General features: G+C 68.4%; 17 protein-coding genes and 1 tRNA gene. 7 read left to right on the forward strand and 11 right to left on the reverse strand.

Features of this window, described 5'->3' with window-relative positions:
• Positions 1–38: 38 nt before the first annotated feature.
• Positions 39–112: transfer RNA gene (locus tag IM660_RS10845), tRNA-Ile, on the forward strand.
• Here IM660_RS10845 and IM660_RS10850 read toward each other — a convergent pair.
• The 7 genes from IM660_RS10850 to IM660_RS10880 form a co-directional block, all read right to left on the reverse strand.
• Positions 94–1,311 (reverse strand): glycosyltransferase, encoded by a 1,218-nt coding sequence (locus IM660_RS10850; protein WP_246464904.1) that lies wholly within the window; start codon positions 1,309–1,311, stop codon positions 94–96. The genes IM660_RS10845 and IM660_RS10850 overlap by 19 nt on opposite strands.
• Positions 1,312–1,396: 85 nt before the next feature.
• Positions 1,397–2,377, reverse strand: a complete 981-nt coding sequence (locus IM660_RS10855) for a DUF4352 domain-containing protein (RefSeq protein ID WP_193495446.1) — start codon at positions 2,375–2,377, stop codon at positions 1,397–1,399.
• 108 nt (positions 2,378–2,485) lie between these two features.
• On the reverse strand, positions 2,486–4,459 hold the full coding sequence (gene dnaG / locus IM660_RS10860; protein WP_193495448.1) for a DNA primase: 1,974 nt from the start codon (positions 4,457–4,459) through the stop codon (positions 2,486–2,488).
• 139 nt (positions 4,460–4,598) lie between these two features.
• Complete coding sequence (locus IM660_RS10865) at positions 4,599–5,888, reverse strand: deoxyguanosinetriphosphate triphosphohydrolase (RefSeq protein ID WP_193495450.1); 1,290 nt, start codon at positions 5,886–5,888, stop codon at positions 4,599–4,601.
• A gap of 37 nt (positions 5,889–5,925) precedes the next feature.
• Positions 5,926–7,119 (reverse strand): tRNA dihydrouridine synthase DusB, encoded by a 1,194-nt coding sequence (gene dusB / locus IM660_RS10870; RefSeq protein WP_281389234.1) that lies wholly within the window; start codon positions 7,117–7,119, stop codon positions 5,926–5,928.
• An 89-nt stretch (positions 7,120–7,208) separates the two neighbouring features.
• Positions 7,209–8,432, reverse strand: coding sequence for a YibE/F family protein (locus tag IM660_RS10875; RefSeq protein ID WP_193495451.1), 1,224 nt, complete (start codon positions 8,430–8,432; stop codon positions 7,209–7,211).
• Positions 8,433–8,438: 6 nt separating this feature from the next.
• Positions 8,439–9,827 carry a glycine--tRNA ligase gene (locus IM660_RS10880; protein ID WP_246464905.1) on the reverse strand — a complete coding sequence of 463 codons (1,389 nt, stop codon included), beginning with the start codon at positions 9,825–9,827 and terminating at the stop codon, positions 8,439–8,441.
• Between the two features lie 178 nt (positions 9,828–10,005).
• Between IM660_RS10880 and IM660_RS10885 the strand changes: the two genes are divergently transcribed.
• The 5 genes from IM660_RS10885 to IM660_RS10905 are packed head-to-tail and all read left to right on the forward strand — an operon-like array spanning position 10,006 to position 13,743.
• On the forward strand, positions 10,006–10,974 hold the full coding sequence (locus IM660_RS10885) for a metal ABC transporter substrate-binding protein (RefSeq protein WP_193495453.1): 969 nt from the start codon (positions 10,006–10,008) through the stop codon (positions 10,972–10,974).
• Positions 10,971–11,780, forward strand: coding sequence for a metal ABC transporter ATP-binding protein (locus tag IM660_RS10890; protein ID WP_193495455.1), 810 nt, complete (start codon positions 10,971–10,973; stop codon positions 11,778–11,780). The genes IM660_RS10885 and IM660_RS10890 overlap by 4 nt, the downstream gene beginning before the upstream one ends.
• Positions 11,777–12,685, forward strand: a complete 909-nt coding sequence (locus IM660_RS10895; RefSeq protein WP_193495456.1) for a metal ABC transporter permease — start codon at positions 11,777–11,779, stop codon at positions 12,683–12,685. The genes IM660_RS10890 and IM660_RS10895 overlap by 4 nt, the downstream gene beginning before the upstream one ends.
• A 15-nt stretch (positions 12,686–12,700) precedes the next feature.
• On the forward strand, positions 12,701–13,105 hold the full coding sequence (locus IM660_RS10900; protein WP_193495458.1) for a Fur family transcriptional regulator: 405 nt from the start codon (positions 12,701–12,703) through the stop codon (positions 13,103–13,105).
• A gap of 38 nt (positions 13,106–13,143) precedes the next feature.
• Positions 13,144–13,743 carry a DedA family protein gene (locus IM660_RS10905; RefSeq protein ID WP_193495460.1) on the forward strand — a complete coding sequence of 200 codons (600 nt, stop codon included), beginning with the start codon at positions 13,144–13,146 and terminating at the stop codon, positions 13,741–13,743.
• Between the two features lie 34 nt (positions 13,744–13,777).
• Here IM660_RS10905 and IM660_RS10910 read toward each other — a convergent pair whose 3' ends face one another.
• Entirely contained in the window at positions 13,778–14,569 is a 792-nt protein-coding gene (locus IM660_RS10910) for an isoprenyl transferase (RefSeq protein ID WP_193495462.1), read from the reverse strand.
• Positions 14,569–15,300: a DNA repair protein RecO gene (recO, locus tag IM660_RS10915; protein ID WP_193495463.1), complete on the reverse strand. Its 732-nt coding sequence runs from the start codon at positions 15,298–15,300 to the stop codon at positions 14,569–14,571. The genes IM660_RS10910 and recO overlap by 1 nt, the downstream gene beginning before the upstream one ends.
• A 208-nt stretch (positions 15,301–15,508) precedes the next feature.
• Here recO and IM660_RS10920 point away from each other — a divergent pair, with 208 nt between their 5' ends.
• The gene (locus IM660_RS10920; protein ID WP_193495465.1) at positions 15,509–16,897 is read left to right on the forward strand and encodes an HNH endonuclease signature motif containing protein; all 1,389 of its coding nucleotides are present in this window, start codon (positions 15,509–15,511) and stop codon (positions 16,895–16,897) included.
• A gap of 159 nt (positions 16,898–17,056) precedes the next feature.
• On the opposite strand, the gene leuA is transcribed toward IM660_RS10920, so the two are convergent.
• Together leuA and IM660_RS10930 are read right to left on the reverse strand one after the other, a co-directional pair.
• Positions 17,057–18,784: a 2-isopropylmalate synthase gene (leuA, locus tag IM660_RS10925; protein ID WP_246464906.1), complete on the reverse strand. Its 1,728-nt coding sequence runs from the start codon at positions 18,782–18,784 to the stop codon at positions 17,057–17,059.
• 175 nt (positions 18,785–18,959) lie between these two features.
• Complete coding sequence (locus IM660_RS10930; protein ID WP_193495467.1) at positions 18,960–20,669, reverse strand: FHA domain-containing protein; 1,710 nt, start codon at positions 20,667–20,669, stop codon at positions 18,960–18,962.
• Position 20,670 lies beyond the last annotated feature (1 nt).

The following is a 20,670-nucleotide window of genomic DNA, read 5'->3' on the forward strand; positions in this document are numbered from 1 at the left end:
ACGGTAACTCCTCCAGGAACCACTAGGCTTGCTGAGCCGCCCCAGTAGCTCAGCCGGTCAGAGCAGCGGACTCATAATCCGTCGGTCGTGGGTTCAAGCCCCACCTGGGGCACTCCTGTGACCAACGACGGACTCATACACGGCGAGCGATCCCTCGGCCATCCGGCCCCACGTGTGCTGTTCAGCATGGGCACGGCCGGCCGCACTCATCCGTTCCCTGGCGGCCGGGTCGGCGAGCAGTCCACCGACGACGTCCGCCCAGTCGCGCGGGTCGCGAGAGTCGAGGATCCGCCCGGTCACGTGGTCACGGACGGCTTCCACGAGGCCGCCGGAGGCAGCCACCACGACGGGCACCCCGCTCGCAGCCGCTTCCAGAGCTGTCAGCCCGTACGTCTCGGAGTGGGACGGGTTGAGCACGAGTGTTGCTTCCCGCATGAGCGCGGCGAGCTCGGACCGGTCCTGCGGCTCCAGGAACCGCACCCGATCCTCCAGCCCGCGTTCGGCAACAAGGGTGTGCAAGGAGGCCACGTAGTCGTCGTAGCCGGCCGTCGCGCCGCCACAGATGACCAGATCGGGACCACTGTCGCCATCGAGCAGGCCGAGGGTCTCGATCGCCAGATCGACACCCTTGAGCGGTTCGAGTCGCGCCGCGACCAGCAGATAGCCCCGGCCACCGACCCGTGATCGCCCCTCACGGCGAGGCGCTGCGGGATGGAACTGCTCGGTATCGACTCCAGGGGGCACCACGTGCACCCGGTCGGCAGCCGCGCCGAGTCGCTCGATGATCGTGCGCCGCTCCGCTGCACTGACCGCGAGCAGCGCGTCAGCCCGCTCTGCCAGGTGAGCCTCCGCGGTCAATCGCCCGGGCGACTCCGGCCGCTCCCCCTCGGTCAGGTCGGTATGCGCCGGGGCCGCGATGCTGTGGAAGGACTGCACGAGCGGCACGCCCCACCGTGCGACCGCGGGCTCGGCCGCCAGGCCCGAGTACCAGTGATGGGCATGCACCACGTCATACCGCGGGCCTGCGGCTAGAGCGGCAGCGAAAGCCGGCACGAAAGCCTCGTGCTCGCGCTTGGGCCGGACTTCACAAGGGCCAGCCGTGACCACCCGCAACTGCACACCAGGATCGAGTTCGCGCGCCTCCGGCTCGTGCGGATCGGTCCGGCGAGTGATGACGTCGACGGTGCAGCCGTGCCGGGCCAACTCCTTGGCTAGCTCACGGATCACCACGTTCATCCCCCCGACGTCGCCAGCACCCGGCCGTGCACCCGGGGAGGTGTGCAGGCTGAGCAACGCGATCCGAGGCAACACTGGGGCAGCGTACTGAATCACGCGTGGTCTACCCCGCGCCGCCCGCCGAATGGGACCACGCCGGGCGGCGCAGGTACTGGATCGGTCAGTTCAGGGCGTAGTAGGCGACTTCGTTCGCGTCATTCGGGACGCCGATGGCGAAGACACCGTCCTGCCCGTCCGAGGTAGGCACCTCGAAGATGTACGTCCCTGAGACCTGCTCACCTGGATCAACGGGATCGAGGAAGAAGGCATCGTCGGGTGCGACCGCCTGGGAACCGTCGTACTGCTGCTGGTCGATGTCGAAGTACGCCATCTGCAACTCGTCGAACACCTCGAGGGTCTCGTCGCTGTTGTTCGTCACCGTGGCGTACACGTAGACGTACTGCATGCCGGCCGGCGGTTCGTCGTTGTTGTCGGCCACGATCTCGTCAGTCTCGTCCCACACCGGGTCGTGCACCGTCACGGTCCAGACACCCACCGTTGCCTCGTCACCGAGCGCGAGCAGGTCGCCCGAGGACGTGGGCTCCGGATCTGTCGTGGGTTCCTGCGTCGGCTCCTGCGTCGGCTCGGCGGTCGTGGGTGCCGCGGTCGTCGGCTCGGCTGTAGGAGTCGGGTCCGGGTCGTCCCCGCCCATGATCTGGCTGATACCGAAGATCAGACCACCGATCACCACGATGCCGATCACCACCGCCACGATCGCGATCACAGTCTTGTTCGAGGATCCCGAGGGCGGCGGCCCTCCGGGCCCGCCGTAGCCGGCCTGACCATAGGGACCCTGACCCGGAGGTGCCCCGAATCCAGGCTGCTGCGGGGGCTGGCCGTAGGCAGGCTGCGCAGGCTGGCCGTACGCAGGCTGCGGTGGCTGGCCATGCTGCGGCGGCTGGCCAGGCTGCGGGGGCTGCTGACCGTATCCGCCTCCGGTCTGGCCTGGGCCCGGTTGCCACGGACCTGGACCACCCGCAGGCGGATTCGCCCCGCCCTGACCATAGGGCTGAGCGGGAGGCTGGGTCGGAGCACCGTCGGGACCTGGCTGCGAGCCGCCGGAGTACTGGCCGTAGGGACCGGGAGGGTTCTGGTCACTCATACGGCCAGGCTATCGCCCGCGCAGCAAACGACGCACGCTCGCCCTCCGGGCAGTCCTGCCCATGCTCGGGCAACGTTCTGAGCCCACGGCGATCAAAGCCAGTCAGTTTCAGCTGACGTCCTGCAACCGACGCCGGCGCTCCTCGACCGCGAGCAACTCGCTGAAGGCCTCGGCATAGGCCGCATCCGCCGGATCCATGCGCTGCAGCCGCCCTTTAGCATCTGCGATCTGCCGGGTGAGCCCCATCCGCAACAGCGCCACGAGCACGCCGCGCGCGTACTGTCCCAACGCCTCGGGGCGGTCCTCCGGCAGCGCGGCCACGGCGAGTTCGGTCACCAGCATGCTCACCGGACCGCCGGCCGCCTCCCGCACCTCCTCGGCCCAGCGTGCCGCCGCATGCTCACTGCCCTGAGCACCGGCACCGTCGGCGGCCAATCCGCCTGCGAGTTCACCGAACCGCCGAACCCCGCCGACCGACCGGATGGCGTCGTGCACCGCCCGATGTGCCGGGGCAACGAAGGTGTCGGCTCCGAGATCGTCGAAGCCCGCCTCCAGGGCGTGCTGCGGCAGCTGGATCACCACCTCCAGCACCTGCCGCTCAAGCCTGGCCACCGGATCGGAACGGTCCACAGGAGGGTGGCCCGCGCCCTCGGATGTGGACCTGCCGCCATCGTGAGCGGGCGGATGCTGCTGACCCCCACCGCCCTGGGCGGGGGCTCGTGATGCCTGCTGGACGGCGTACCGGACGGTCGGTTCGTCCAGGCCCAGCCACCCAGCGAGTTCACGCACATAGCCCGCACGGAGCACACGGTCACGGATCCGTGCCACGACGGGAGCCCCGACCCGCAGACCCGTCGATCGCCCTTCCACCGTGTCCAGATCCACCTGGCGCAGCACCGAGCGGATCGCGAACTCGAACAGCGGCTCACGAGCGCTCACGAGCCCCCGCACCGCCTCATCGCCGCGCTGTTGGCGCAGCTCGCACGGGTCCACACCGCTGGGTTCGACGGCCACGAACGTCTGTGTGGCGAACTGCTGGTCCTGGTCGAACGCCCGCAGTGCTGCCTTCTGGCCAGCCTCGTCACCGTCGAAGGTGAAGATGACCTCACCTCCCAGGGCCGCCCCGGAGGCGAGCATCAGGCCGGCCGTGGAGCCCGCAGTATCGCCAAGCATGCGCCGCACGACCTTGATGTGCTCGGTGCCGAAGGCCGTACCGCAGGTCGCGACGGCGGTCGGCACCCCGGCCAGGTGCATCGCCATCACGTCGGTGTACCCCTCGACGACGACCACCTGCTTACGTTTCCCGATTTCCCGCTTCGCCAGGTCGATCCCGTAGAGCACCTGAGACTTCTTGTAGATCGTGGTTTCAGGGGTGTTGAGATACTTCGGCCCCTGGTCGTCCTCGTAGAGCTTGCGCGCACCGAACCCGACGACGTCGCCCGCCAGGTCCCGGATCGGCCACACCAGCCGGCCACGGAAGCGGTCATAGCTGCCGCGGTTGCCCTGAGAGAGCAGCCCTGACGCCGTCAGCTCGGCCTCGGTGAAGTGCTTGCCCCGCAGGTGGCGGGCCAGGTTGTCCCACCCGCGCGGGGCGTAGCCCACACCGAAGTGCTCAGCCGCGGCCCGATCGAAACCCCGCTCGGCGAGGAACTCTCGTCCCGTCTTCGCCTCCTCCGACAGCAGCTGGGTCGCGTAGAACTCGGCCGCCACCCGGTGCGCTTCGATCAACCGTTGACGGCGACCCGGTTCTTCCCGAGGACGTCTTGGTCCGCCATCGTCCTCGTAGCGCAGTTGCACGCCCACCCGCGCAGCCAGGTGCTCGACAGCGTCGGTGAAGGGCAGGTGATCGATCTTCTGCACGAACGAGATGACGTCGCCACCCTCGTCACATCCGAAGCAGTGCCACAGACCGAGCTGGGGCCGCACATGGAAGGAGGGTGTGCGCTCGTCGTGGAACGGGCACAGCCCTTTCATCGAACCCACGCCGGCGCTGCGGAGCGTGACGTGCTGGCCGACGATCTCCTCGATCTTTGCGCGCTCACGCACGGCCGCGATGTCCTCGCGGCGGATCAGACCAGCCATGAGGTGAGTGTAAGTCGTCCCCGGAAGCCGGCGCGCACGGGCGCAACCTGGCTGGGGACACAGGTACCGTTCGCACCCGTCACCGGGCCGGTTGATGGGCCGGTTGATGGGCCGATCGCAGCGTCAACCACAGGACACGTCACAAGGCAGTGCCCACGTCCGGTCCGCACATGCGCGCGTGCCACTCGATCGCCGAGAGATCGGTGAGCGAGGCCACCTGGTCAACGACGACGCGCAACCGGATGTCATCATCATCGGCATCGGCGAAGTCCTCGGCGAACATCTCCGCCAGTGCGATCTCGGCCCGGTCGTAAAGCACGGCGACCAGGTCGGTGAGGATCAGCCGCTGCCGCTGATACAGCATGTCCTCCTCGCGCGGGGCCATGACATAGGTCGCCGCGATGCCCTTGAGGATACTGATCTCGGCGAGCACCGCGTCGGGGATCACCACATCGGCGTCATAGCGCACCAGCGGCCCATGGCCGAACTGAGCCCGGGTGGCACGCCCGGCGCCGTCACAGAAGCGGCCGATGAGCTGACTCGTCATGTCCTTCAACCGGGCCTGCCCGCGGCGGGTGCCGTCATAGCGGGTCACCCAGTAGTCCAGCGCAGAGAGCGTATCGATAGCGGCGTCGAGATCGGCATCGCTCACGGGCGGGTCGTACCAGTCGCGCACCTGGGTGAGCACCCGGTCACGTTCGACCTCATGCGTGAGGGTGCTCAGGTCCACCCGGCCGGAGAACACGGCGTCCTCGACGTCATGGACGGAATAGGAGACATCGTCGGCGAGGTCCATCACCTGGGCCTCGATGCAACGCCGCAGCGGCGGCGCTCCCTGACGTAGCCAGTCGAAGACCGGCTGGTCGTCCTCGTAGACCCCGAACTTGCGAGTGGTGCTGCCGTCGGCGCGTACTGGCCCCCTGCCTGCCCGCCACGGATACTTGGTGGCGGCGTCGAGGCTGGCGCGGGTCAGGTTCAGGCCCACACCGACGCCGTCGGGGGTGAACGTCTTGGGTTCGAGTCGCGTGAGCAGGCGGAGGGTCTGGGCGTTGCCCTCGAATCCGCCGATGGCCGAGGCCACCTGGTCAAGCGCGGTCTCGCCGTTGTGCCCGAACGGGGGGTGGCCGAGATCGTGCGCCAGGCACGCGGTGTCGACGACATCCGGGTCGCACCCCAGGGACTTGCCCAACTCCCGGCCGACCTGTGCGACTTCGAGAGAGTGAGTCAGGCGCGTCCGCGCGAAGTCGTCGGTCCCGGGTCCCAGCACCTGCGTCTTCGCCCCCAGACGGCGCAATGCGGACGAGTGCACGATCCGTGCCCGGTCCCGCTCGAAGGGGGTGCGGTGCGCGGACTTCGGCGGTTCGGCATACCACCGTTCGACGTCGTCCGGCCCGTATTCTCCGGGCGCGGCAATGTTCTCGTGGCGCACAGGCTCCACCCTAGTCAGTTCACCATCAACGGTTCGCTCAGCCGCCCGAGACCGAGGACTCGGCCTGCGCGATCATCTCCCGCAACGCCGCGTCCATCTCGCGGCTGGTCAGCCATCCCTCCGGTACGTGCGGCGTCTTCGGGGTGCCGGCTCGGCCGCGTGGCCCTTCGGCGCCTTCTCCTGGGTAGGGCTGATCGAGATCGAGTTCCGCAAGCCGCTCATCCAGCTCGCCCAACGTGCTCACCAGACCAAGTGCGGCCCTCGCCTGGCCCCCGACGACGTAGCCCTTCAGGTACCAGGACATGTGCTTGCGCAGCTCGCGCAGGGCCTTGAGCTCGTCCCCGAAGTGCTCAACCATCAGTTCCGCATGGCGGCGGATCACCCCGGCCACGTCGGCCAGACCCGGCCGGACCCGCAGATCGGAACCGCTGAAGGCGGCCACCAGGTCAGTGAAAAGCCAGGGACGTCCCTGGCACCCACGCCCGACGACCACCCCGTCGCAGCCGGTCTGCTCCACCATCGTCAGTGCGTCCTCGGCTGACCAGATGTCACCGTTGCCGAGGACGGGGATGTCGGTGACCGTCTCCTTCAGACGGGCGATCGCCTCCCAATGCGCGGTCCCGGAATAGTAGTCCGCAGCGGTTCGCGCATGCAGGGCCACGGAGGCGGCGCCAGCGTCCTGCGCGCGCAGTCCGGCGTCGAGGTAGGTCAGATGGTCAGCGTCGATACCCATCCGCATCTTCACCGTGACCGGGATTGCTGTGCCGGCCGCTTCGTCGCAGGCGGCAGTGACGATCGCGGAGAACAGTTCGCTCTTCCACGGCAGCACCGCTCCCCCGCCTTTACGGGTGACCTTCGGCACCGGGCACCCGAAGTTGAGGTCGATGTGGTCGGCACGTTCCTCGGTGACGAGCATCCGGACGGCGAGGCGCACCGTGGCCGGATCCACGCCGTACAGCTGGACGCTGTGCACTCGCTCGCCGGCATCACGGGAGATGATCCGCATCGACTCCGGCGTACGTTCCACCAGAGCCCGGGAGGTGACCATCTCCGCGACGTACAGTCCCGCAGGCGCCGGGCTGGCCGCCGTCTCGGGTGCGAGCACCTCCGGCAGGCCGGCGGCGCCCGCCTCGCGGCACAGCTGGCGGAAGGGCGCGTTCGTCACCCCCGCCATGGGGGCCAGCACCACGGGGGTCCCGACGGCGATCGGTCCGATCTGCAGAGCACTCACCTGAGCATTCTCTCAGGTGACCTGCCCGTGGACGCTGAGTGGTGCGGCGGCGTTCTCTGCAGACACCGCATTACTCAGCGTTCGTCGGATCAGGAGCCGGGAATCGAGTCTGGTCCCGGACCAGGCGCAGGGGACTGATCGGGCCGTGGGGAGTCAGCGGCCGCGCCGGTCTCGGTGCTCGGTGCCGTCCGGACCAGTGCCGCGGCAAGGGCGGTAGTGGCGGGGATCGCGAGCACCAGCCCGATCGAGGAGACCAAGGTGCGTACGACCTCCTCGGCGATCTCGCCCGCCGTCAGGGTGCTGCCCAGCGGGCGGTCGTAGAGCATGACGATCAGCAGCGTCGGCAATGCCGTGCCAACATAGGCGAAGGCCAGCGTGTACACGGTCGAGGCGATGTGGTCCCTGCCGATACGCATGGCACGCCGGAACACCCGCAGCCGGGAGTCCTTGGGCGAGGCCGCATGGAGCTCCCACACCGCAGAGGCCTGGGTGATGGTGACATCGTTGAGCGCGCCGAGACCGGCGATCACGATCCCGCACAGCAGGAGATCGCGCAGGCCGACTCCGGGCAGCATCGCGTTCAGCATGATCGACGTCTCCGAACCCACACCGCTGAGCTCGGCTGCCGCCGTGGCCCAGCCGGCGAGCCCAGTCGTGATCGCGAGACCAGCGAAGGTACCCAGGAGAGCAGTCGTGGTACGGATCGAGACGCCGTGCGCGAGGTAGACCGCCACGAACATCATGGCGCTCGCCCCGACCAGGGTGACCAGCAACGGCGATTCACCGCTCATCAGCGCAGGTACCAGGAAGACGACGACCACCGCCATGGATAGCAGCAGACCCAGGATCGCCATGAGCCCCCGCACCCGCGCGACGGCGAGCACGAGCAGTCCATAGACGACGGCGAGGAGGATCAGTGGCGTCCCACGCACGAAGTCGACGAAGACGTAGGGACTGCCCGAACCCAGCGCACTCGCCGTGAAGAAGACCCGGATGTGGTCGCCGGTGTCGATGCCGGCAGCGTAGATCTCAGGAGCGACCTGCACTGGCACCACGTCACCACTGCCGTCGTGCAGCTCCGCCCGGATCTCCTGGCCGACCTCTCCGGTCACCTCCACCACGGTGGCATCGGCGAAGTTCGGGCCATCGACCGGGTTGGGCTGCGACCCGACAGGTGACTGACCGCTGGGCCAGAGCAGCACCAGGCCGACCAGCGTGCCGATCAGTAGCGGAAGCGTGATCGCCAGCAGGATGCGCCGCGCACGCCGGGCTTCCCGCCCGCCGAGCGCGACCGACCCGTGGTGGTGGCCCACGGGAAGTCAGGCCCCGATGAGGCGAGCCGCCAGATAGGACTCGACCTGGTCCAACGCCACCCGTTCCTGCGCCATCGTGTCGCGCTCACGCACGGTGACGGCCTGGTCGTCCGCAGTGTCGAAGTCGACAGTGATGCACAGCGGAGTCCCGATCTCGTCGTGACGGCGGTAGCGGCGCCCGATCGCACCAGCGTCGTCGAAGTCGATGTTCCAGTTCTTGCGCAATTGCGCGGCGAGGTTGCGTGCCGTGGGAGTGAGTTGCTCATTGCGCGAGAGCGGCAGCACCGCGGCCTTGACGGGAGCGAGGCGATGATCCAGGCGCAGCACCGTGCGCTTGTCCACCCCACCCTTGGCGTTGGGCGCCTCGTCCTCCGCGTAGGCCTCGACGAGGAAAGCCATCAGCGACCGCGTCAGGCCCGCGGCCGGCTCGATCACGTACGGCGTGTACCGCTCGTTCGTCGCCGGGTCGAGGTAGCTCAGATCCTTGCCGGAGTGCTTGCTGTGTGTGGACAGGTCGAAGTCGGTGCGGTTGGCGATGCCCTCGAGCTCACCCCACTCGCTGCCGGTGAACCCGAAGCGGTACTCGATGTCGACCGTGCGCTTGGAGTAGTGCGACAACTTCTCGGACGGGTGCTCAAAGTGACGAAGATTGTCCCGGCCGATCCCGAGCTCGGTGTACCAGTCGGTGCGAGCGTCGATCCAGTACTGGTGCCACTCCTCGTCGCTGCCCGGCGCGACGAAGAACTCCATCTCCATCTGCTCGAACTCCCGGGTGCGGAAGATGAAGTTGCCGGGCGTGATCTCGTTCCGGAACGACTTACCGATCTGGCCGATACCGAAGGGCACCTTCATGCGGGACGTGCGCTGGACGTTGTCGAAGTTCACGAAGATGCCCTGCGCCGTCTCTGGTCGCAGGTAGTGCAGCCCCGACTCGTCCTCGGTGACACCGAGATAGGTCTTGAGCAGGCCGTTGAACATCTTCGGTTCGGTCCACTGGCCGCGGGTTCCGCAGTTGGCACAGGCGACTTCGTCCAACCCGCCCTGAGGGGCCCGGCCCTTCTTCTCCTCGAACTCCTCGAGCAGGTGGTCCTCGCGGTAGCGCTTGTGGCAGCTCAGGCACTCCACCAGTGGGTCCACGAAAGCCTGGATGTGACCCGATGCCTCCCACACCTTCGACGGCAGGATCACCGAGGAGTCCAGTCCGACGATGTCGTCGCGGCTGGAGACCATCGCCCGCCACCACTGTCGCTTGATGTTCTCCTTCAGCTCCACGCCCAATGGCCCGTAGTCCCACGCCGACCGCGTACCGCCGTAGATCTCCCCGGAGGGGAAGACGAAACCTCGGCGCTTGGCGAGGTTGACGACGGCATCGAGACGAGAGGGCTCTTTGGCCACGGTTTCACTCCTGGGTCGGCGGGCCTCACGCCGCAGGTGGTGCTGGGCGTGACTCCAGCACAGGCTACCGGCCCGGGGCACGCCGGCGTCGACACCTCCCCTGCCCACGGGTGGTGAAGACTGTGGTCCTCGCCACGGTGCTTTGACACCCCACATCGGCAGAGTGAGAATCGTTTGCATGAGACGTCGCACCCTCCCCGTCGTGGCCGCCGTCGGCGTGCTCGCACTCACCGCCTGCACAGCCGCGGGCGAGGATGCCTCCCGCGACGAACCCGGGGAGGAATTGGTGCGCGTCGTCGCGTCGTTCTACCCACTCCAGTTCGTCGCTGAGCAGGTCGCGGGTGAGCGTGCGGCGGTCCAGAACCTCACCCCGGCCGGCGCTGAGCCGCACGACCTGGAACTGAGCCCGGTCGACGTCCTGGATCTGGAGGACGCCGATCTCGTTCTCACCCTCTCGGGTTTCCAGCCTGCGCTGGACGATGCACTCGCCGAGGTGAGCGGACCGGTTGTCCTCAACACTGCCGAGGAAGCCGAGCACGAGCACCCCGAGCCTGACGACAGTGCCGATGATGGGCACACCGACGAGGAGCACAGCGAGGACGAGCACAGCGACGACGAGCACGATCATGCCGGTGGCGACCCGCACTTCTGGCTCGACCCGACCCGCCTGGCGCATGTGGCCGACGAGGTCGCCGAGGCGCTCACCGAGCTCGACCCGGACAGCGCCGACACGTACCGCACCAACGCGGATGCGCTCACAACACAGCTGTCAACTCTCGACACCGAGTTCACCACAAGTCTGACCGGGTGCGAGCAGGACGTCATCGTCGTCAGCCATGAGGCCTTCGGCTACTTGGCGGACCGCTATGGGCTGACCCAGGTCGGGCTGGCAGGTATCGACCCCGATGCCGAGCCCTCCCCCGCGCGCCTGCAGGAGATCCGCGACGTCGTCGAAGACGAGGACGTCGGAACGATCTTCACCGAGTCACTCGTGAACCCGGACGTCGCCGAGGCGCTTGCCGCCGAACTCGGTATCGACGTGGCCATGCTCGACCCTCTCGAAGGGCTCAGTGATCCCTCCGGGGACTACCTGAGCGTGATGCGCCAGAACCTTCAGACGCTGCGCGAGTCGCTGGGGTGCGCATGACAGGGGACGCGCCGGCGCCGGACAGTGACCCGGACAGTGACACCGTGATCGCCGCCACGGGCCTCGAGGTCGACTACGGCCGCGGTCGCGTCCTGCGTGGCGTCGACCTGCACGTCAGCGCCGGGGAGAGCCTGGCACTGTTGGGCGCGAACGGGTCCGGCAAATCGACGACGATGCGTGCGCTCCTCGGAATGGCGCCACTGACCGCCGGTGAGGTCCGGCTGTTCGGCGCCACCGTACGAGACTCCGGAGCAGTGCCGTGGCACCGCATCGGTTACGTTCCGCAACACCGGCCAGCCCCCACGGGACTGCCGGCCACCGCCCTGGAGGTCGTCCTTACGGGACTGTTGCAACGCCGTCGGCTCTGGTTGCCCCGCGGAGCCCGCGGCCACGCGCTGGAGGCGCTGGACGCCGTCGGGATGGCAGAACGGGCCGACAGGGCGATGCACGAGCTGTCCGGTGGCCAGCAACAGCGCGTGAGCATCGCCCGCGCCCTGGTGCGCACCCCTGACCTGTTGGTGCTGGATGAACCGGTCGCCGGTGTCGACACCCCCACCCAGCAGGCCTTCGCGCGGGTGCTGACCGAACTGCACGCGAACGGCACCACGGTGGTGGTGGTGCTGCACGAGATCGGAGAGCTACGCACCCTGCTCCAGCGCGCGGTCGTTCTCCGGCACGGCCGGGTGGTACACGACGGAGCACTACCCGAACCCGCGCCCGGTCACGCCGGACCCGAGCACGAGCACGTCCATGCCGACCACGGCGAACCGCCCACCGAACCCACGCTGCAACGGAGCCTGCCATGATCGACTGGTTCGCCCAGATCGGCGACGCGCTCACAAGCCCGTTACTGCAGCGCGCCCTCATCGCCGCCCTGATCGTCGGTGCGACTGCCCCGGTCGTTGGCACCTACCTCGTGCAACGCCGCCTGTCCCTGCTCGGGGACGGTGTCGGGCACGTGGCCCTGACCGGTGTGGCGATGGGATGGCTCGTCGGTAGCTGGACCCACGCCGAACCGAACGACGCCTACGCGGTGGTGGGGGCCGTCGTCGCCGCCATCATCGGCGCGGTGCTGATCGAGGCGGTCTCCGCACGAGGTCGCACCAGTGGAGACGTGGCACTCGCCCTGTTGTTCTACGGGGGCATCGCCGGCGGTGTGGTCATCATCAGCCTGGCAGGGGGAACGAACGCCAACCTGATGGCCTACCTGTTCGGTTCCCTCTCCACGGTCTCGACCGGTGACCTGGTGACGACGGCCGTCATGTCGGGACTGATCCTCGTCGTCGGGATCGGGCTGCGGACGGCACTGTTCGCCGTCAGCCACGACCCGGAATTCGCTCGCTCGTCCGGTCTTCCGGTGCGTGTGCTGACCATCCTGATCGCCATCGTCGCAGCGTTGACCGTAACGGTCTCGATGCGGGTGGTGGGGCTGTTGCTGGTCAGTGCGCTGATGATCGTCCCGGTCGCGATCGCCCAGCAGCTGACGTCGTCCTTCCGCCGAACCATGTCGGCGGCCATGGTCATCGGCGCCCTCGTGTGCGTGGGTGGACTGCTGATCACTTTCACCGAACCTCTCGCCCCGGGCGCCACGATCGTGGTTCTCGCCGTGACCGTTTACGCTGGGGTGGCTACGGTACGAGCGGTCGTGCGACCGCGGCGGGTGCGTGCCGCCGATCCGCACCCGGACGTGGCCGATGACGTACATCTGTGACAGGAGGAACTTGCGATGCAGCGCATGACACGCCAGCGTGCGGCCGTGAGTGACCTTCTCGCGGGGACCGACGACTTCCGCAGCGCCCAGCAGCTGCACGAGATGCTGAGGGACCGCGGCGAGGGCATCGGCCTGGCCACCGTGTACCGGACGGTGCAGGTGATGGCGGATAACGGCGACCTGGATGTGCTGCGCAACGCCGACGGCGAGTCGCTCTACCGGCAGTGCGCCTCTCGCGGTCACCATCACCACCTCGTGTGCCGGCGCTGCGGGGCCACCGTCGAGCTGGACGCGGCCAGTGTGGAGAAGTGGGCCGCGACCGTCGGCGCCCAGCACGGGTTCACCGCGGTCGAGCACACCGCAGAGCTGTTCGGGTTGTGCGCCGCGTGCACGGCGAGGCAGCAGAGCGAGGACTCATGATCGCGGTGGCATGCGCCATCGGCCGGTGGTGAGAACGCGTGCCTGAGTTCCTGACCGGGTTTCCGTTCGCGCTGGTGCTGGCGTCCTTGTCGGCCGGAGCATGGTTGCGTGGCCAGTTGCTCTACTGGATCGGACGGATTCCGACCGACCAGGCGCTGCGTCGCACCCACCCCGACCACGGCTGGCGCAAGCGGATCCACGACTGGCTCGCGGCCGGCGGCGCTGACGCGGGGATCGTCGCCATCCGGCGCTGGGGGTTGGTCGCGGTTCCGCTGTGCTACGTCACGGTCGGATTCCAGTCGATGGTGCAGGCGGCAGCCGGAGTGCTGCGGATCACCTGGTGGAAGTACGCCCTCGCGCAGATCCCGGGAGCCCTGGCCTGGGGGACGATCTACTCCACGATCGGATTCGCCGTGTGGGAGGCGGCGCTGGCCGCCGCCGCAGGGTCGCCCGTGGGGATCGGGGTCATCGTGGTGCTCGTGGCCGCAGGCGTGACAGCCCTCGTCATGCTCCGACGGCGGCGGGACCGGGTGGCTGCCATCCCAGCATCTGGATCTGTGGCCGGCACCCAGGAGGCCGTCGGCGACGACGTCCCCGCTGCGGACGCTGCACTCGCGCCACGGCATGAGCACTCGTAGCCTGCCGACCAGAGCATGCTCGCGAGCACGCGAATCAGTGGGACGCGGTGGGAGTGTCGACCGCTCCGCCGTACCGCCGGTCGCGGCTGGCGTAGATCTGGGCCGCCTCCCACAGATCCCGGCGGTCGCAGTCCGGCCACGGCTTGTCGATGAAGACCATCTCGGCATAGGCGGACTGCCACAGCAGGAAGTTCGAGGTGCGCTGCTCGCCGGAGGTGCGCATCAGGAGGTCCACGTCCGGCATATCGGGTTCATCGAGGTAACGCGCGACGGTCTTCTCGGTGATGCGCTCGGGATCGAGCCGTCCGGCGGCGACCTCCCGGCCGATGGCGCGGGCCGCGTCGGCAATCTCGGCACGGCCACCGTAGTTCACGCACATCGTCAGGGTGCAGGTGGTGTTGCCTGCCGTCAGCCATTCGGCCTCCTCAAGCTCGTTGATCACCGAGCGCCACAGCTTCGGACGGCGGCCAGCCCACCGGACGCGCACTCCCCAGGCGTTCATCTGGTCGCGCCGACGGCGCAGGACATCCCGGTTGAATCCCATCAGGAAGCGCACCTCGGCCGGGGAGCGCTTCCAGTTCTCGGTAGAGAAGGCGTAGGCGCTGATGTGACCGATACCCAGCTCGATCGCACCAGCGACCACATCCAGCAGCACGGCTTCGCCGGCGGCGTGGCCCTCGTTCCGGGAGAGCCCGCGGGCGTTGGCCCAGCGGCCGTTGCCGTCCATCACGATGGCGACATGCTGTGGCACGAGCTGAGCGGGCAGCTGCGGTGGGCGCGCACCCGAGGGATGCTCCGGTGGGGGTATAGGAGGGCCGGACGCCATCAGGCGCGCTCCACGTGCCGCAACGAACGCAACTGCCGCTCCAAGTGCCACTGTGTATATACCGCCACCAGGCCCGACGCCTCCCGTCTGTGCTTCTCCTCGCTCGCCTCGGCGCTCGCCCACTCCCCTGCCAGCAACGCGCCCAGCAGCGCGAAAGTCTCGGGCGCGGGGGAAGCGGCTCCGGGTGGCCGGCACCCCATGCAGACCGCGCCACCCACGGGAGCCGAGAAGGCGCGGTGCGGCCCGGATTCGCCACACCGGGCACACTCAGTGAACGAGGGCGCCCATCCCCCGACGGCGAGGGCACGCAACAGGTAGGAGTCCAGGACCAGCGTGGCCGGGTGCCGACGATCGGCCAGTGCGCGCAGCGCCCCCGCCAGGAGCAGGTACTGCTGCGTCGCCGGCTCACCGGGCACCTCGGTCAGCCGATCGGCGGTCTCCGCCATCGCGGTGGCCGTGGTGAACAGACTGTAGTCGGAGCCGAGGGCGCGCCCGTGCGGAGCGAGGGTGTCCACCTGGGTGATCACGTCGAGCGAGCGACCGGCGTACAGCTGCACGTCGATCACCGCGAAGGGTTCGAGCCGGGCACCGAACTTGGAGGACGTACGCCGCACCCCCTTGGCCACTGCCCGCACCTGCCCGTAGTTGCGCGTGAGCAGCGTGACGATCCGGTCGGCTTCACCCAGCTTGTGGGTGCGCAGCACGATCGCCTCGTCCCGGTAGAGCTTCACCGAGCCATTGTCTCCCACGACGGCGCGGAGAAGGATCTCCCGCGCCGCGAGATGCCTTCCCGATGCACCTCTATCCACAACCCCCACCACGAAAAATCATTGCTATTCTGCCGAAGACTCTTGCTCTTATCGAACTTTTGTTCTAGATTCGAGTGAGGTCAAAGCGAACGGAAACCGAGCCTGAACGAGTCGTCGCAGGGGGGTGAGCATGACAGTCATCGACGGTACGCAGCGGACCACAGACCAGTCCGGTGTGGAGACGGTGCTCGCCCAGATCAGCACCGAGTTGGACCGGCTGCTGGAGGCAGACCTCCACCAGCTGGACTCCTCGAGGTTGCGGGGGGTCGTCGAGCACGTCGAACAGGTCCAGCGCCGGGTAGAGGCCGTCACCAACCGGGTGATGAGGACCGTCGAGGCCGACGGCGTCTGGTCGCTGCATGGCCATCGCAGCCTGACGACGTGGTGGGCCGACGCGACCGGACGACGCAAGGCACCGACCGCCGCACGGCTGCGGACCGCGCAGCGACTCGCCGCCCACCTCCCCCTCACCGAGGCCGCAGCATCATCCGGGGAGATCAGCATCGACCACGCGACACTCCTGGCCCGGGAGGCGACGAAGAACCCCGTTCTCCTCGAGCACCTCGCGGACTCCCACACGGGTGAGGCGTTCCTGGTGCAGCAGGCCAGACTTCTGCCACCGGACTCCTTCGCGCGGGTGCTGGCGGCGTGGACGATCCGGGCCGACCCAGAAGGGGCAGACCGCAACTGGCGTGAACAGAGCGCTACCGAGCACGTGCATCTGTCCTCCACCCTCGACGGATACCAGCTGGACGGATGGCTGACGACGCAGAGCGGCCAGACCCTCGCCCACGCGCTGGATGCGATCATCGGCACGCCAGCCGAGGACGATGACCGGACCCGCTCCCAGCACCAGGGCGCCGCGATAGTCGCGATGGCCCGCCACGCCCTCGACTCCGGTTCGTTCCAGCCGCACGCCCGCGTACGTCCCACACTGTTGGTGCATGTACCTGGCGAGACGCTTCACCTCCTGACCAAGACCCCGCCCGCGCGCCCGGGCGATCCTGACCAGATAGATCCTCGGCTTCCCTACGGTGTACTCCGTGGTGCTGAGCCCGCGACACTCGGGGACGGCTCACCGATCGCCTTCGCCCAGCTCGCCACACACGCGTGCGGTGGTGAGTTCACCCGCGTGGTGCTCGACCCGGCGGGTCAGCCGCTCGATGTGGGCCGCAGCCGCCGCCTGCACACACCCGCACAAACCCGGGCGATCTGGGCACGAGACAGGCACTGTCAGTTCCCGGGATGCGACGCACCACCAGGATGGGGCGAGATCCACCACAGCACCTGGTGGTCACGCGGAGGCACCACCGATGTCAAGCACGGCATCTTGCTGTGCTGGCACCATCATGCCTACGTCCATCAGCGCGACATCACGATCCGTCGACATGCCGATCACTGGCACTTCACGCGACCGGGAGGGCACCCCCTCGGGTATCAACACCTGCCCGCCTGCGAGCTCCCGGCACGCCTGCACGCCGGTCACGACGATGACACGATCGCCGGTCCCGACGGATAGCGCACGAGGGCGCCACCAGAACCGGGTGGGTCCAGGTGGCGCCCTCGGCCGGGAGAGGTGACGCAGACCGGGTCACGGTCGGTCGGCACCTCTCTCAGGCCTGACCGCATCCGCTTGGTGACAGGCGGTCAGGAGCGTTGTTGCGCCAGTCTCGGGAACTCAGCGCACCGCGCGATTGACGGCGGAGACGATCGCCTTGAGCGACGCCGTCGTGATCGACGGATCGATGCCGACGCCCCAGATCACCTGGTCGGCCACGTCGCACTCGACGTAGGCGACCGCTGATGCGTCGCCCCCCTCAGAGAGCGCATGCTCGGCATAGTCCAGCACCGACACCTCGACACCGAGCTGCGCCAGAGCTGCTGTGAAAGCCGCTACCGGGCCGTTCCCACGCGCCTGGACGGTGCTCTCCTCGTCGCCGTCGACGATGGTGGCAGTGAGCACATCGTCGCTCCCGTCCCCGGCAGACGAGACCTGGGTGGCACGCAGCGTGAAGCGGCCCCACGGCGTCAGTCCCCCGTGCTCGCCTGCCGGCAGGTACTCGTCGGAGAAGATCTCCCACAGCCGCTCCGCACTCATCTCCCCACCGAAGGAGTCGGTGTGCTTCTGCACGCTCTGGGAGAACTCGATCTGCAACCGGCGCGGCAGGTCGAGGTTCCGGGTGCTCTGCAGCAGGTAGGCCACCCCGCCCTTGCCGGACTGGGAGTTCACCCGGATGACGGCCTCGTAGTTGCGGCCCACATCCTCCGGGTCGACAGGCAGGTACGGCACGTCCCACGGCACCTCGGTGTCGTCACCAGCTGCGGCGACGCGCTCGTTGCGGACGGTGAAGCCCTTCTTGATCGCGTCCTGGTGCGATCCCGAGAAGGCCGTGTACACCAGATCACCGCCGTAGGGGTGCCGCGGGTGCACGTCCATCTGGGTGCAATACTCGACCGTCCGGCGGATCCCGTCGATGTCGGAGAAGTCAATACCAGGGTCGATGCCCTGGCTGTAGAGGTTCATTCCCAGCGTCACCAGGTCGACGTTCCCGGTGCGCTCACCCTGCCCGAACAGGCACCCTTCGATCCTGTCGGCCCCGGCCATCACCGCCAGCTCCGCCGCGGCGACGGCCGTCCCACGGTCATTGTGCGGGTGCACCGAGAGTGCGACGTGCTCTCGCCTGCTCAGGTGGCGGCTCATCCACTCGATCTGATCGGCGTAGACGTTCGGCGTCGCCCGCTCCACCGTCGCCGGCAGGTTGAGGATGATCTCCCGGCCTGCTTCGGGTGCCCACACGTCCATGACTCCCTCGCAGACCTCCAGCGCGAAGTCCATCTCGGTGTCGATGAAGATCTCGGGCGAATACTCGTATCCCAGCTCCGTGTCCGGGCCGAGGATCTTCTCGCCGTAGTCGATCACGTGCTGGGTGCCGGCGGTCGCCAACTCCTTGGTCGCTGCGCGGTCGTTGCGGAAGACGATCTCCCGGAACACCGGCGCTGTGGCGTTGTACATGTGCACCGTCGCCCGCGGAGCACCCTCGAGCGACTGCACAGTCCTCTCGATGAGCTCGCGTCGCGCCTGCGTCAGCACGGAGATGGTGACGTCCTCAGGGATCGCTTCGTCGGTAATGATGCTGCGGACGAAGTCGAAATCGGTCTGTGACGCCGAGGGGAAGCCGACCTCGATCTCCTTGTAACCCATCGCGACGAGCAGATCGAACATCCGCCGCTTCCGGGTGGCGTCCATGGGTTCGATGAGGGCCTGGTTGCCGTCCCGCAGGTCGGTAGACAGCCACCGGGGTGGTGCGGTGATGGTGCGGCTGGGCCACGTACGATCTGGCAGGTCGACGCCGACGAACGGGTGGTACTTGCCGACCGGCATGCCATAGGTAGTGCGTTGCGTCATGGATTCATCCTTCGTCGCTGTACTTCTCAGTGCTGTGGTTCGGGTGGGGCCGGGCACCACTGCACTCCGCGACGAGGATCCGGCCTAGTGGGCCTCGCCGCGGCAGCGAAGGAGGAGGCTGACGCTGATGCGCATGTCAGGACAGTACCACGCCAGGCAGAGCACCCCGTGCGCCTCAACTACTCGTCTCTGTGCGAGCACCTGGTGCGCGATCCTCAGCGACGTGCAGTTCGGTGGCGCCGATCCGCACCATCTCACCGGGAGCGACCGGCGCCTCCTCCCAGGCCGTCAGGCGGCGCTCCTGTCCGGTCGCAGTGACGAGCATGGTGCCGTTCGTCGACGCCCGGTCGGTCACCCACGCGCGCGGACCGGAGATCCGGATCTGGAGGTGAGTCTTCGAGACCGCTCCATCGTCCAGTGTGACGAGGGCAGCCACCTGCTCCTGGTCCCGAGGCGCCGGTGCCCGGCCGACGAGGCTCACACCCTCACTGCCGATGACACGACCGTCGTTGGTGTGGAACCGCATCCGACCCGGCTGTTGCCGGGCCATCGCGAGACGGGTCTCCTCGTTGTCCGGTTCCCCGGCTTCTCCCGGCACGGTATGGCTAGGTTCTCCCGGCGCGGCATGGCCAGGCTGTGCCGTTGTCGACCACGGGTTGCCCGGCGCAGCCACAGCCGCAGCATGAGGCGGTCGCTCCGGATCGTGGTGGTTGGGCATTGAGTGCAGATGATCGGGCTCCGACCACGTCTGGGTGTGCGGGTCCGGCTGAAGGGTCATCTCAGGCAGAGCAGGCGTCGCAGGTGTCTCATGCGGCGCGGGCGGCGCGGGCGGCGCCCACGGTTCCAGGTTCGAGACCGGCAACGATCCGGCGTCGGAGCCTCCACCCGGCGATCCGGGTTGCGGCGTGGCATCGCGCCGCGGCGCTCCCAGCACTGTCTCGTCGTGGGCAGAACCACCAGCCGATGGGTCACCAGCCACCGGTGCTGCACTCGCGAGGCCCGAGGGTGCAGCATGGTCAGGGACAGCCGGAGCCGCACTTCCCGGTCGAGGTGGTACGGGAGCATGCACCGTCGGCCGTGCATACGGGCTCTGACCACCGGGAGCAGCCGAGGCGCCAGCAGCGTGAGCCCCGGCAGCCTGAGCTCCACCACCGTGAGGACCAGCAGCGGGAACGACGCTGCCCGCCATCGGCGTCGCCACGCCATGCTCCACACCCGGTGGGCGCGGTGGAACCTCCGGCACCCCTCCCGGAGCGGCAGAAGTACCGCCCCTGCCTGCCGGCTCAGTACCCTGCGACCGAACCGCTGCGCTCGCGAGCAGGCCGCCGGCCAGCACGAACACGGCCGAGAGTGCGCACACCAACGTCACTGCCCCGCGCACGAGTGCCGCCTCAGCGGGGACGAGCGGAACGTCCTCGATGATGCCGATCAGCACGAGAACGGTGAACGCCGTGGCGGCGACCGCCAGCACCAGCCGGAGCAGGAACGGGAGAGCCCACACACGCCCGGACCCGGGTCCGCCGTCTTGGGGTCGCAGCGCGGACCATGCGCGGATCGCCCCGACGAGAGCCCACCCTGTCACCGTCACATACGCGGACGTGATCAGACCCGCGAGTGCGGCCACGCCTCCCCCAGCCATCATGGCCAGGCTCGCTGCGCCGTCACCGGATATGCCCATTCCCACCAGAACGAGCGCACCGCACGCGAGGAGGACAGCGAGCAGACCCGCGATCGTCCTGCGCCAGCCGGCATAGGCACGCGTCAACTGCTCAAGTGCCTCTCCCCGGGTCCGGCGCAGCGTCCACGTATCCGGCCACCGCGGACGGTCGGCCGGGGGATCCATGAACCCCTTGGCGTCAGCGTTCAGAGAGAAGAGCCCAGGCACG

The sequence above is a fragment of the Ruania alkalisoli genome, from assembly GCF_014960965.1.
GTDB lineage: Bacteria > Actinomycetota > Actinomycetes > Actinomycetales > Beutenbergiaceae > Ruania > Ruania alkalisoli.

Excerpts from the sequence above, each read along its gene's own strand:
- IM660_RS10855 (WP_193495446.1), bottom strand. The coding sequence starts at position 2,377 with ATGAGTGACCAGAACCCTCCCGGTCCCTACGGCCAGTACTCCGGCGGC.
- dnaG (WP_193495448.1), bottom strand. The coding sequence starts at position 4,459 with ATGGCTGGTCTGATCCGCCGCGAGGACATCGCGGCCGTGCGTGAGCGC.
- IM660_RS10885 (WP_193495453.1), top strand. The coding sequence starts at position 10,006 with ATGAGACGTCGCACCCTCCCCGTCGTGGCCGCCGTCGGCGTGCTCGCA.
- IM660_RS10890 (WP_193495455.1), top strand. The coding sequence starts at position 10,971 with ATGACAGGGGACGCGCCGGCGCCGGACAGTGACCCGGACAGTGACACC.
- IM660_RS10895 (WP_193495456.1), top strand. The coding sequence starts at position 11,777 with ATGATCGACTGGTTCGCCCAGATCGGCGACGCGCTCACAAGCCCGTTA.
- IM660_RS10900 (WP_193495458.1), top strand. The coding sequence starts at position 12,701 with ATGCAGCGCATGACACGCCAGCGTGCGGCCGTGAGTGACCTTCTCGCG.
- IM660_RS10910 (WP_193495462.1), bottom strand. The coding sequence starts at position 14,569 with ATGGCGTCCGGCCCTCCTATACCCCCACCGGAGCATCCCTCGGGTGCG.
- IM660_RS10920 (WP_193495465.1), top strand. The coding sequence starts at position 15,509 with ATGACAGTCATCGACGGTACGCAGCGGACCACAGACCAGTCCGGTGTG.
- leuA (WP_246464906.1), bottom strand. The coding sequence starts at position 18,784 with ATGACGCAACGCACTACCTATGGCATGCCGGTCGGCAAGTACCACCCG.